The organism is Stenotrophomonas sp. Steno-C15, assembly GCF_056393265.1.
The window spans coordinates 21807-33931 of record NZ_JBWJPF010000005.1; the positions used below are offsets into that span (position 1 = coordinate 21807).

The 12125-nt window shown below is 67.6% G+C and carries 14 protein-coding genes; 8 read left to right on the plus strand and 6 right to left on the minus strand.

Annotation, left to right across the window (positions count from 1 at the left end):
• Positions 1-30: 30 nt before the first annotated feature.
• A complete protein-coding gene (locus tag AC06FB_RS05995; protein WP_478053467.1) occupies positions 31-1398 on the minus strand; it encodes an MFS transporter in 1368 nt (455 codons plus the stop codon).
• An 81-nt stretch (positions 1399-1479) separates the two neighbouring features.
• On the opposite strand from AC06FB_RS05995, the gene soxR reads away from it, so the two are divergent.
• The gene (gene soxR, locus AC06FB_RS06000) at positions 1480-1914 is read left to right on the plus strand and encodes a redox-sensitive transcriptional activator SoxR (protein WP_053519250.1); all 435 of its coding nucleotides are present in this window, start codon (positions 1480-1482) and stop codon (positions 1912-1914) included.
• Positions 1915-1955: 41 nt separating this feature from the next.
• On the opposite strand, the gene AC06FB_RS06005 is transcribed toward soxR, so the two are convergent.
• Positions 1956-2558 carry a short chain dehydrogenase gene (locus AC06FB_RS06005; protein WP_074900439.1) on the minus strand — a complete coding sequence of 201 codons (603 nt, stop codon included), beginning with the start codon at positions 2556-2558 and terminating at the stop codon, positions 1956-1958.
• 100 nt (positions 2559-2658) lie between these two features.
• On the opposite strand from AC06FB_RS06005, the gene AC06FB_RS06010 reads away from it, so the two are divergent.
• Entirely contained in the window at positions 2659-3534 is an 876-nt protein-coding gene (locus tag AC06FB_RS06010; RefSeq protein WP_111187135.1) for a LysR family transcriptional regulator, read from the plus strand.
• Between the two features lie 60 nt (positions 3535-3594).
• On the opposite strand, the gene proC is transcribed toward AC06FB_RS06010, so the two are convergent.
• Positions 3595-4416, minus strand: coding sequence for a pyrroline-5-carboxylate reductase (gene proC, locus AC06FB_RS06015; RefSeq protein WP_065182441.1), 822 nt, complete (start codon positions 4414-4416; stop codon positions 3595-3597).
• An 18-nt stretch (positions 4417-4434) separates the two neighbouring features.
• A complete protein-coding gene (locus AC06FB_RS06020; RefSeq protein ID WP_128989763.1) occupies positions 4435-5112 on the minus strand; it encodes a YggS family pyridoxal phosphate-dependent enzyme in 678 nt (225 codons plus the stop codon).
• A gap of 87 nt (positions 5113-5199) precedes the next feature.
• Between AC06FB_RS06020 and AC06FB_RS06025 the strand changes: the two genes are divergently transcribed.
• The 3 genes from AC06FB_RS06025 to AC06FB_RS06035 all read left to right on the plus strand — a co-directional run bounded on the left by AC06FB_RS06025 (position 5200) and on the right by AC06FB_RS06035 (position 8620).
• Positions 5200-6237, plus strand: a complete 1038-nt coding sequence (locus AC06FB_RS06025) for a type IV pilus twitching motility protein PilT (RefSeq protein WP_053519259.1) — start codon at positions 5200-5202, stop codon at positions 6235-6237.
• 99 nt (positions 6238-6336) lie between these two features.
• Positions 6337-7479, plus strand: coding sequence for a PilT/PilU family type 4a pilus ATPase (locus tag AC06FB_RS06030; protein ID WP_074900446.1), 1143 nt, complete (start codon positions 6337-6339; stop codon positions 7477-7479).
• 157 nt (positions 7480-7636) lie between these two features.
• A complete protein-coding gene (locus AC06FB_RS06035) occupies positions 7637-8620 on the plus strand; it encodes an aldo/keto reductase (protein ID WP_461288969.1) in 984 nt (327 codons plus the stop codon).
• A 30-nt stretch (positions 8621-8650) separates the two neighbouring features.
• Here AC06FB_RS06035 and AC06FB_RS06040 read toward each other — a convergent pair whose 3' ends face one another.
• Positions 8651-9553: a LysR family transcriptional regulator gene (locus AC06FB_RS06040; RefSeq protein WP_461288968.1), complete on the minus strand. Its 903-nt coding sequence runs from the start codon at positions 9551-9553 to the stop codon at positions 8651-8653.
• Between the two features lie 158 nt (positions 9554-9711).
• Here AC06FB_RS06040 and AC06FB_RS06045 point away from each other — a divergent pair, with 158 nt between their 5' ends.
• Positions 9712-10419 carry a YitT family protein gene (locus AC06FB_RS06045; protein WP_263177737.1) on the plus strand — a complete coding sequence of 236 codons (708 nt, stop codon included), beginning with the start codon at positions 9712-9714 and terminating at the stop codon, positions 10417-10419.
• A gap of 43 nt (positions 10420-10462) precedes the next feature.
• On the opposite strand, the gene AC06FB_RS06050 is transcribed toward AC06FB_RS06045, so the two are convergent.
• Entirely contained in the window at positions 10463-11008 is a 546-nt protein-coding gene (locus tag AC06FB_RS06050) for a DNA-3-methyladenine glycosylase I (protein ID WP_053519397.1), read from the minus strand.
• Positions 11009-11097: 89 nt separating this feature from the next.
• Here AC06FB_RS06050 and AC06FB_RS06055 point away from each other — a divergent pair, with 89 nt between their 5' ends.
• Positions 11098-11664, plus strand: coding sequence for a YqgE/AlgH family protein (locus AC06FB_RS06055; protein WP_461288967.1), 567 nt, complete (start codon positions 11098-11100; stop codon positions 11662-11664).
• Positions 11657-12124: a Holliday junction resolvase RuvX gene (gene ruvX / locus AC06FB_RS06060; RefSeq protein ID WP_053519401.1), complete on the plus strand. Its 468-nt coding sequence runs from the start codon at positions 11657-11659 to the stop codon at positions 12122-12124. The genes AC06FB_RS06055 and ruvX overlap by 8 nt, the downstream gene beginning before the upstream one ends.
• Position 12125 lies beyond the last annotated feature (1 nt).

A 12125-nucleotide genomic window follows, 5' to 3' on the forward strand; every position in this document is an offset into this window, starting at 1 on the left:
GGCCACGCCCGGCCGAATCAACCGGTGGCGTTACACCCGGCGTGCAATCAGCGTGGACAGCAGAGCCAGGCCCAGGGTGATCGCCAGGCACAGCACGTAGCCGATGTGCGGCCTGTCGTCCACGAACAGGGCAAACAGCGCGCCGGAGACGGCCAGTGCGGTGGTGACCGCCAGCGCCTCGCTCAACTGCAGCGCCGAGGTGTTGGCTCCCTGTTCGTGCGGTGCCGAAAGGGACAGGGTCAGTACCGAAAGACTGGCGTAGATCATGCCCATGCCGAAGCCGGTCAGCGTCCAGCCGATCAGAGCCACCGACAGCGGTACCGTGCGGAACAGCACCGCCAGCGTGGCCGCGATACCGATCGCCATCAGCGGCGTTCCCGCGCGCAGCAGCTGCTGGCGTGACCAGCCATTGCGCTGGTGGCCCTGCAGCCACGACCCGGCGAACCAGCCCAATGCCCCCAGGCTCAACACCGCGCCGGCCCCGCTGGGTGACAGCCCGCGCTCGCGCTGCAGCAGCAGTGGCAGGTAGGCCTCGCAGGCGAAGAATGCCGCAGCGGCGATGCCGCGCAGGGCGATCACACTGGGCAGGCCGCGATGCACGCGCAAGGTGCCGGCGGGCAGCAGCCGCTGCACGCAGAACAGCAGCGCAAGCATCGCCACAGCGATGCACAGCACTGCCGCCATCCCTTGCTGCTGCCCGCCGAGATACAACAGCAGCGCTGCCAGCGACGCGCCGCTGGCCCAGCGCACCACCCGGCTGCGATTGCCGCTGTCGCCCGCAGGCGAGGGCTGCAGGCGTGACACTGCAGGTCGCAGCAGCAATGCAGCGGGTAGCGCCAGCAGCGGCACGGCCAGGAACACCCACCGCCAGCCCAGGTGCTGCACGATTAGCCCGCTCGCAGCCGGGCCGATCATCGACGGCACCACCCAGCCAGCGGAGAATGCTGCGAACACCTTCGGCCGCAGCGATTCGGGGTAGGCACGGCCGACCATCACATACAGCGAGACCGAGATCGCACCCGCGCCCAGGCCCTGCAGCAGCCGCCCGGCCACCAGTATCCCCATGTGCGTGGCCAGGCCGGCCAGCAGCAGGCCCAGTACGAAGCACGCCAGGCCCCACCACAGCGGCCGCGCGGGCCCGTGCCGGTCGGCCCAGAGGCCAGCGAGTGTCATGCCGATGACGCTGGTGGCGAGGGTCCCGCCGAAGGCCAGCGCGTACAGGCGAAGCCCGTCAAGCGCGGCGGCGACGGTGGGCATGGCTGCGGCCACCGCCAGCGCTTCGAAGGCGTGCAGCGAAACCAGGGCGACCATGCCGAGGGTGGTCGCACGATAGCGCGCGGAGAGGATGGAGGTTTCGGCAGGAGGGGCGGCGTCGGCAGCAGATGGAGTTGGGGTCATGCGGAAAGTCTGGGAGGCCGCGCTTGTCATCCGGCGGCGAAGACCGCAGCATGACACCTGAACTATAGTTGAGGTCAAGCAATGGTGTCGCAGGAACTGAGTGTGGGTGAGGTTTCGCAGCGCAGCGGCGTGGCCGTATCCGCACTGCACTTCTATGAGCGCAAGGGCCTGATCAGCAGCCTGCGCACCTCGGGAAACCAGCGCCGCTTCAGCCGCGACGTGCTGCGCCGGCTGGCGGTGATACGCGTTGCACAGCGCGTGGGCATGCCGCTGGAGGCGGTGGCGCGCGCTTTCGAAAGCCTGCCGCAGGGCAGGGCACCGACCAAGGCCGACTGGGCCACGCTGTCCGCACGCTGGCGGACCGAGCTGGATGAGCGCATCCACATGCTGCAGCTGCTGCGTGACGAACTGACCGGGTGCATCGGTTGCGGCTGCCTGTCACTGAAGCGCTGCCGGCTGGCCAACCCCGAAGATGTCCTCGGGGAACGGGGTGACGGTCCGATGCGCTGGGGCTGAGGCCCCGGCACATCGGAGGGCACGCCAGGCTGGATCATGCATCACCAGACGGTGATCGTTTCACCGCTCAGGATGCCTTCCACCGCGCGCTGGTACGCCAGTGCCGCGCGCTGGGCGGTGACCGCTTCAAAGCCGGGGAAGTAGGGCGCGTAGGCATCCATTGATTCGACCAGCACATTCGGGCTGACGACATTGATGCGCAGCCCGCGGGGCAGCAGCTCCAGGGCCGCTGCGCGCACGAATCCTTCCAGCGCGGCGTTCACCGAGGTTGCATTGACGCCGTCGCGGATCGGCTGGGCACTGACGATGCCGCTGGTCAGGGTGATCGAGCCACCGGCGGTGAGGTGATGCTGGGCGGCCAGTGCCAGCCGCACCTGACCGAGCAGCTTGTCCTGCAGGCCGACGTTGAACCGTTCGGGCGTCATGTCACGCAGGGGACCAAAATGCAGTTTGCCTGCGGTGGAAATCACCGCATCGACCGCGCCGGTGCGGGCAAACAGTTCGTTGACGCTGGCATCGTCGGTCAGATCGACGCGCAGCGTGCCGCTGCTGCGCCCTGCGTCCAGGATCTGGTGCTGCTGGCCGAGCTGGCGCGCTACGGCCTGGCCGAGCGTGCCTGTGGCGCCCACGAGAAGAATCTTCATGACGGTTCCTTGCTTTGGGGAGATGAAGCGCAGTCTGCGCCGTGACGACGCGGTTTGGTAAGCCGCGTATGATTTGCTGATTACTAATCAGGACTTAGCAATGGACATGCTGCGCTGCATGCAGGCCTTCGTCGCCGTGGCCGAGCGCGGGAGTTTCGCCGCTGCCGCCGAGCACCTGCAGGTGTCTGCGGTGATGGTGGGCAAGTACATCCAGCAGCTGGAAAGCCACCTCGGCACCGCGCTGTTGCAGCGGAACACGCGGCGGCAGCGCCTGACCGAAGCGGGTAGCGCCTATCTGGCCGGTTGCCGGCAGGTGCTGGAACAGGTGCAGCAGGCCGAGGCGGACGTGGCCGGCCTGCAGCTGCAGCCGCGCGGTGTGTTGCGGGTCAGTGCTCCCACCACCTGGGGCAGCTGCGTGCTGGCGCCCCGGTTGGCCGAACTGCTGCGTGCACAGCCGCTGCTGAACATCGAACTGGATCTGAGCAATCGCCGGGTGGACCTGATCGAAGACGGCTTCGACGCGGCGATCCGGGTCGGTCCGCTGCCCTCGGCGGACATCGTGGCGCGTCCGCTGCCCCCCTATGCGATGAGCCTGTGCGCAGCGCCGTCGTACCTTCGCCGTCGAGGCACGCCGCGGACGCCCGCGGATCTGCAGGGGCACGATTGCCTGAGCCACCTGGCGTGGCGTGGCGGGCACGGTTGGCAGCTGGCCAGTGGCGAGCATGTGGACTGGGAGGCACGGCTCACCAGCAATGACGGCTTCGCGCTGCGCGAGGCTGCCGTGGCGGGTGCCGGATTGATTCTGCAACCGACGGCACTGCTGGCCACTGAGATCGCTGCGGGCCGGCTGAAACCGCTGCTGCGCGACCATCTGCCGGCGCCGCGGCCGATGCACCTGATCTATCTGCCGGACCGTCGCCCGCGCCCGCGCCTGCAGTGCTTCGTCGACTTCGTCATGACCACGTTGGGGCAATGAGCATCGGGGGAGATGGGGTCAGATCCCTTTGCCCCGGCAGAGGGATCTGACCCCAAGGAATCAGTCGTTTGCCGCTGACAGTTCCTGGCCGCGCACCTGTGCGGCGCGCAGCGCGGCATCCACCAGTGCCTCGAAGCCGCCGGCCTGGAAGCTTTCGATCGCAGCCTGGGTGGTGCCGTTGGGCGAGGTCACGCGGCGGCGCAGCTCGGTGGGACTTTCGCCCGCTTCATCGAGCATGCGTGAGGCGCCCAGCAGCGTCTGCACCACCAGCGTGCGTGCGGCGTCGGCGGGCAGACCCTGGGCGATGCCTGCCGCTTCCATCGCTTCGGCGAGCAGGAACACATAGGCCGGACCGCTGCCGGAGACAGCGGTGACCGAATCCATCAACGGCTCGCTGTCGATCCATACCGTGCGTCCGGCACTGGCCAGCAGGTGCTCGGCCTGGGCCCGCTGCGGTGCATCCACTGCCGGTGTTGCGTACAGGCCGGTGACGCCGGCACCGAGCAGCGCGGGCGTGTTGGGCATCGCGCGCACCACCGGCAACGTGCCGCCCAGCCAGCGCTGCAGCTGCGTGCTGGTGATGCCGGCGGCGATCGAGACCACCAGCGGTCGGTTGTCCTGCGCCAGCGGCTGCAGCGACTGGCAGACGTCGCGCAGTACCTGTGGCTTGACCGCCAGCAGCCAGGTCTGGCCCTGCGCGGCGGCCGCGCTGGCGCTGTCGTGGGTATGCACGCCGAAGTCGCTGGCAAGCGCATCGCGCACGGCGGCGACCGGCTCGGCCACGTGGATGCGCGTGGCAGGCACGCCCTGGCGGATCAGGCCGGCGATCAGGCTGCGCGCCATGTTGCCGCCGCCGATGAAGGTGATGGAATCTGCTGCCATGGAAGTCTCCTCGGAATGTCAGGCCGGCCGCGGACGGGCGCCGAACAGGGCGGTGCCGATGCGCACCAGGGTGGCGCCTTCGGCGATGGCCTCGGTGTAGTCGCTGCTCATGCCCATCGAAAGGGTATCGACCTGCGGGAAGCGGTCGGCCAGTGTCTGGAAAAGTGTGCGCATGCGCACGAATGCGTCGCGGCGGCGTTCCGCCTCCGGCCACGGCGCCGGGATCGCCATCAGACCCCGCAACCGCAGGCCAGGCTCGGCGGCGATGGCCTCGGCCAGGGCCTGGACGTCCTCTGGCGCGCAGCCGTGCTTGCTCGATTCATCATCGATGTTGACCTGGATCAGCACGTTCAGCGCTCCGCGCGCCGCCGGTCGATGGCGGGCCAGCGCGGTCACCAGCTTGGGACGGTCCACGCTCTGTACCCAGTCGAAATGCGTGGCCACCGCTTCGGCCTTGTTGGACTGCAGATGGCCGATCAGGTGCCATTCCAGGTCGAGGTGCTGCAGCGCCTGCATCTTGGCCAGCGCCTCCTGCACGTAGTTTTCGCCGAAGGCGCGCTGGCCCTGTGCAGCAAGGGCGGCCACGGCCTCGGCCGGTTGGGTCTTGGAGACCGCCAGCAGGCGCGGCGGCGCACGTCCGGCGGCCTCCGCCGCAGCGTGCAGGGTGCTCAGGATCTGGGGCAGGGCAGTGGCCACGTAACGCGTTCCAATCGATCAGGAGGCTATACTGCCGCCCGGGGAAAGATCCTTCCAGTCGAAGCCGTTATTGGGGAGTAGCCGCTCATGGATATCGCCGAGCTGTTGGCGTTTTCCGTAAAGAACAAAGCGTCCGACCTGCACCTGTCCGCAGGCCTGCCGCCGATGATCCGCGTGGACGGCGACGTTCGCCGCATCAACATCCCGGCACTGGACCACAAGCAGGTCCATGCGCTGGTGTACGACATCATGTCCGACAAGCAGCGCCGCGACTACGAGGAATTCCTCGAAGTGGACTTCTCGTTCGAGATCCCGTCGCTGGCACGTTTCCGCGTGAATGCGTTCAACCAGAACCGGGGTGCGGGCGCGGTGTTCCGTACCATTCCGTCGGAGGTTCTGACGCTGGAGGATCTGGCCTGCCCGCCGATCTTCCGCGAACTGATCCAGCAGCCGCAGGGCCTGATCCTGGTGACCGGCCCGACCGGTTCGGGCAAATCGACCACGCTGGCCGCGATGATCGACTACATCAACAAGAGCGAATACGGCCACATCCTCACTGTCGAGGATCCGATCGAGTTCGTGCACACCTCGCAGAAGTGCCTGATCAACCAGCGCGAAGTACACCGTGATACGCATGGCTTCAACGAGGCACTGCGCTCGGCACTGCGAGAAGACCCGGACATCATCCTGGTCGGCGAACTGCGCGACCTGGAAACCATCCGCCTGGCACTGACCGCCGCGGAGACCGGCCACCTGGTGTTCGGCACCCTGCACACCAGTTCGGCGGCCAAGACCATCGACCGCATCATCGACGTGTTCCCGGCCGGCGAGAAGCCGATGGTGCGCTCGATGCTGTCCGAGTCGCTGCGCGCGGTGATCTCGCAGGCACTGTTGAAGAAGGTGGGCGGCGGCCGTACCGCAGCGTGGGAGATCATGGTGGGCACGCCGGCCATCCGCAATCTGATCCGCGAAGACAAGGTGGCGCAGATGTACTCGGCGATCCAGACCGGTCAGCAGCAGGGCATGATGACGCTCGACCAGCACCTGCAGGACCTGGTCAAGCGCAGCCTGATCACCCGCAACCAGGCGCGCGAGTACGCCAAGGACAAGCGACTGTTCGAGTAAGGCAAGGCAGAAGCGGGCCCCGGCGCGCGACCGCGCCGGCGACTCCGCGATGTTCCGACCATCGACTGAAGCCTGGCACATGCCTCCTGGGAGCCTGCCGTGAACACCACCGCCACCACCATCGATTTCACCTCCTTCCTCAAGCTGATGGCGCACCAGCGCGCCTCGGACCTGTTCATCACCGCAGGCATGCCGCCGGCGATGAAGGTCAATGGCAAGATCGCGCCGATCACGCAGACACCCCTGACGCCGCAGCAGAGCCGCGACCTGGTGCTGAACGTGATGACGCCGGCACAGCGCGAAGAGTTCGAGAAGACCCACGAATGCAACTTCGCCATCGGCCTGTCCGGTGTCGGCCGTTTCCGCGTGAGCTGCTTCTATCAGCGCAACCAGGTGGGCATGGTGCTGCGTCGCATCGAGACGCGCATCCCGACCGTGGAAGAACTGAGCCTGCCGCCGATCATCAAGACGCTGGCGATGACCAAGCGCGGCATCATCCTGTTCGTCGGTGCGACCGGTACCGGCAAGTCGACGTCGCTGGCAGCGATGATCGGTTATCGCAACCAGAATTCCACCGGCCACATCATCACCATCGAGGATCCGATCGAGTTCGTGCACAAGCACGAGGGCTGCATCATCACCCAGCGCGAAGTGGGCATCGATACCGACAGCTGGGAGGCCGCGCTGAAGAACACGCTGCGCCAGGCGCCGGACGTGATCATGATTGGTGAGGTGCGTACCCGCGAAGGCATGGACCACGCCATCGCCTTCGCCGAAACCGGCCACCTGGTGCTGGCGACCCTGCACGCCAACAACGCCAACCAGGCGATGGACCGCATCATCAACTTCTTCCCGGAAGACCGCCGCAACCAGCTGCTGATGGACCTGTCGCTGAACCTCAAGGGCGTGGTCGCTCAGCAGCTGGTGCCGTCCCCGGATGGCCGCTCGCGCAAGGTTGCGATGGAGATCCTGCTGGGCACGCCGCTGGTGCAGGACTACATCCGCGACGGCGAGATCCACAAGCTGAAGGAAGTGATGAAGGAATCGGTCCAGTTGGGCATGAAGACCTTCGACCAGAGCCTGTTCGAGTTGTACCAGGCCGGTGAGATCAGCTACGAGGATGCGCTGCGGTACGCCGATTCGCAGAACGAAGTGCGGCTGCGCATCAAGCTGAGCCAGGGCGGTGACGCGCGCACCCTGTCGCAGGGCCTGGACGGCGTGGAAATCTCCGAGATCCGCTGAAGCAGCAGAGGACGGCAGCCGGGCGTCGCCCGGCGCCGCGGAAGATCACCGGGACGGCCGGATTCATGAAATCCAGTCATGACCGACTGCGGCGCAGCCGGTTCAATCCGATGAGGCCGCAGGCGTATCGTCAGCGCTCCCCCTCTGGAGCATGACAATGCAGACACGTGAACTCGGCCGCAGCGGCCTGAAGGTTTCCGCCCTCGGCCTGGGCTGCATGGGCCTGAGCCACAGCTACGGCAAGCCCGTGGAACTGGAGCAGGGCGTCGCGCTGCTGCACGCAGCCGTTGAGCGCGGGGTCACCTTCTTCGACACGGCCGAGGTGTATGGCCCGTACACCAACGAGGCACTGCTGGGCAGGGCGCTGGCGCCGCATCGGGACCGGCTGGTGATCGCCACCAAGTTCGGTTTCCGCAATGCCCAGGCCGATACCGGGCTGGACAGCCGCCCGGAGAACATCCGTGCCGTGGCCGAAGCCAGCCTCAAGCGCCTGCGTACCGACCACATCGATCTGTTCTACCAGCACCGTGTCGATCCCAACGTGCCGATCGAGGACGTCGCCGGTACCGTGCGCGACCTGATTGCCGAAGGCAAGGTCGGCCACTTCGGGCTCTCCGAAGCGAGTGCCGCCACCGTGCGCCGCGCACATGCCGTGCAGCCGGTGGCTGCGGTGCAGAGCGAGTACTCGCTGTGGTGGCGCGAGCCGGAGCGCGAACTGCTGCCGACCCTGCAGGAGCTGGGCATCGGCTTCGTACCGTTCAGTCCGCTGGGCCGGGGCTTCCTGACCGGTACGATCAATGCAGATACCACGTTCGAGGCCGACGACTTCCGCAACACCGTGCCGCGGTTTGAAGTCGAAGCGCGCCGGGCGAACCAGGCGCTGGTGGACCGGATCGGCGCCATTGCCGCCGCCCGCGGTGCCACCCCTGCACAGGTGGCATTGGCCTGGCTGCTGGCGCAGGCGGACTGGATCGTGCCGATTCCGGGTACCACCAAGGTGCATCGCCTGGAAGAGAACCTGGGAGCGGTGGACCTGCGGCTGTCGAGCGAAGAACGGCAGCGCATCGCGCAGGCGCTGGATGAAGTGTCGATCGTCGGCGAGCGCTACAACGCCCAGCGTGCGGCGCAGGTCAAGGGCTGATCGTGGTGGGTGCGGGCCTTGGGCCCGCACTCATCGGTCCATCATCGGCCCGCGCAGGGCATCGAGCACCGTGCGCATCGCCAGGGTCACGTGGTGGCGCGAGGGGTAGTACGCGTAGTAGCCATCGAACGGCGGGCACCAGTCGTCCAGCACCGATTGCAGGCGCCCATCGTCCAGCATCGACAGGACCTGGTCTTCCGGCAGCCAGGCCAGCCCGCTGCCGGCCAGTGCCGCGCTGCGGGTCATGCCCATCGTGTTGAAGGTCCACTGCCCGCTCACGCGAACGCTCAGTTCGTGGCCATCCTGGCCGAAGTCCCATGGCATCAGTCCGCCATGGGTGGGCAGGCGCAGGGTGATGCAGTTGTGGCTGGCCAGGTCGTGCGGATGCGCGGGGGCGGCGTGCTGACGGAAGTAACCCGGGGCACCGACCACGCGCATCCGCAGCGGCGGGCTGATGGGCACGGCGATCATGTCGCGTGCCAGGCGCTCGCCGAGGCGGATGCCGATGTCATAGCGCTCGGCGACGATGTCGGCCAGGCCATAGTCGGTGGTCAATTCGATCTTCAGGTCGGGGAAGCGCTGCAGCAGGGGGGCCAGCCGCGGCCACGCCAGATACTCAGCGGCGTGGCCGGTGGCGTTGATGCGGATGGTCCCGGCGGGGCGGTCGCGGTACTCGGCCAACGCGGCCAGTTCGTGCTCGATCTCGGCCAGGCGTGGTGCCAGCGTGGCGAGCAGGCGGGCGCCAGCCTCGGTGGTGGAGACGCTGCGGGTGGTTCGGGTCAGCAGGCGCACCCCGAGCCGCTCTTCGAGGCCGCGCATGGCATGGCTGAGCGCGGACTGCGAGACACCCAGCTGGGCGGCCGCGCGGGTGAAGCTGCCCTCGCGGGCGACGAGGACAAAGGCCTGCAGGTCGTTGAGGTTTTCGCGCGGCATGCGGGAATGATACGGCGCCGCCGCTGCCCGCTGCCGCACGGGCTGATGCTTTCCGGGGAGCCCTCAGGCAGGGCGGCGCATCCAGCTGAACGATTTCATCTGCAACTGTCATGCGGATCGTGTCTAATACCGCCTCCCCCCGCTGTCCCCCCACCCGCATGTCCCATCCTTCCCATGGCCCCGCGCCGTGCGACGACGCTGACGGCCACCTGGTCACCGCCGGTCCGTTGACTCCGCCGCCGGACAGCGCCGGTACCACCGCCGACGAGAAAGCGCTGCGCCACTCGGTGGCCGAGGACGTGCAGGGCATGGTGCTGGCGACGATGGTGGCCTCGCTGGGCCTGGCCATCTTTGCCAAGGGCGGGCTGATGATCGGCGGCATGGCCGGCATGGCCTTCCTGCTGCACTACTCCATGGGCTGGAACTTCGGGCTGGTGTTCGTGCTGGTCAATCTGCCCTTCTACTGGGTGGCGCTGCGGCGCATGGGCTGGGAGTTCACCCTGAAGACCTTTGCCGCGGTTACCGCCTGCGGCGTACTGACCGATCTGCTGCCGCACTGGATCGATTTCTCGCACATCCATCCGCTGTACTCGGCGATCGTCGGCGGCGCGCTGTCGGGGCTGGGCATCCTGTTCTTCATCCGCCACCGCGCCAGCCTGGGCGGCATTGGCATCCTGGCGGTCTACCTGCAGCGCACCCGTGGCTGGAGCGCCGGCAAGGTGCAGATGTCCTACGATGCCTGTCTGATGATCGCCGCGTTCTTCGTGCTTTCGCCGTCCAAGGTGATGTATTCGGCGATCGGCGCGGTGGTGCTCAGCCTGGTGCTGATGTTCAACCACCGGCCCGGCCGTTACATGGGCGTGTAAGCGCGCCTTCCGCGTTCGCCGGGCCATGCCCGGCGGATGCAGTTCAGCGGGCGACGGCCTGCAGCCAGGGCGGTGACAGCTTCAGCAGCCGCGCATGCACCGGGCAGTCTGCGGCGTGCGCACCCGGCAGGTAGCCCAGGCTCATCAGGAACTCGCCGGTGATCTCGCCGCCGGTGAAGCGGAAGGTCTTCTTGAACAGCTTCACCCAGTCAGCCTTGCTGCGTGGGTGATGCGCGTCCAGCCAGGCGGCGAAGCTGCCGTGGTCCGCACGCAGCTGCTGGATCACCTGTGCGTTGTGGATCGCGGCAAGCACCTTCAGGCGATTGCGGATGATGCCCGGGTCCGAGAGCAGGCGCTCGATGTCCTGCTCGGCATAGGCCGCGACCCGGTCCACGTCGAAGGCATCGTAGGCCGCGCGGAATCCTTCCCGCTTCTTCAGGATGGTCTCCCAGCTCAGGCCGGCCTGGTTGATCTCCAGCACCAGCCGCTCGAACAGCTCGCGTTCGTCGCGCTGCGGGAAGCCGTACTCGTGCGCGTGGTAGTAGTCGTGCACCGGGTGGCCGGGGGCGATCAGGCAATATCCGGACAAGGCGAACTCCTGCGGTACGGGGTGGTCATTATGCGCGCCGTGACCGGCAGGTGCAGGCATCGGGGGCGGCCAGCGGCTAGAATGGCGGCATGCCCGCAACTCCCACTTCCCTTGCCGATCACCTGCTCGTCGCGCTGCCGTCGCTGCGCGACGCGACCTTTGCCCGCAGCGTCGCGCTGATCTGCCAGCACGACGAGAACGGGGCGATGGGCGTGCTGGTCAACCAGCCGTCCGAGTACACGCTGGGCGAGGTGCTGTCGCAGATGGACATCGCCACCAGCGATGGCGACCTGCAGGCGCGCATGGTGCTCAACGGCGGGCCGGTACATCCCGAGCGCGGGTTCGTCATCCACGACGATGCGCGGCCCTGGGATTCCAGCCTGACGGTGGGCGAAGGCCTGTACCTGACCACGTCGCGCGACATTCTCGAAGCAATGGCCCGCGGCGAAGGCCCGGCCAATGCCGTGGTGACCCTTGGCTGCGCCGGATGGGGCGCTGGGCAGCTGGAAAGCGAGCTTTCCGAGAACAGCTGGCTGACCGTGCCGGCCGACGCCGAACTGGTGTTCCAGCTGCCGCTGGAGCAGCGCTGGCAGGGCGCGGCCTCGCGCATCGGCGTGGATCTGTTCCGGCTCACCGATTACAGCGGCCATGTCTGAGCCGGCCGCCCTCCGTCGCGATGGCACCGTGCTCGGCTTCGATGTCGGCGCGCGACGGATCGGTGTGGCCATCGGCAGTGCCTTCGCCGCGCACGCGCGTGCCGTGGCCGTGGTCGACGTGCACGGCAACGGCCCGGACTGGGCGGCGATCGAACGCCTCATCAAGGAATGGAAGCCCGATGGCCTGGTGGTCGGCGATCCGTTGACGCTCGACGGCCAGGACCAACCCAACCGCAAGCGCGCGCAGGGCTTCGCCCGCCAGCTGCGGGAACGATTCAAGCTGCCGGTGGTGATGATCGACGAGCGCTCAAGCTCGGTGGAAGCCGCCCGCCGCTTCGCCGTCGAGCGCGCCGAAGGGCGCAAGCGCCGCCGTGATGCGGCCGCGCTTGATGCGGTGGCTGCGGCGGTGATCATCGACCGCTGGCTGTCCTCGCCGGACGACGCCACTCCCATTCCCTGAC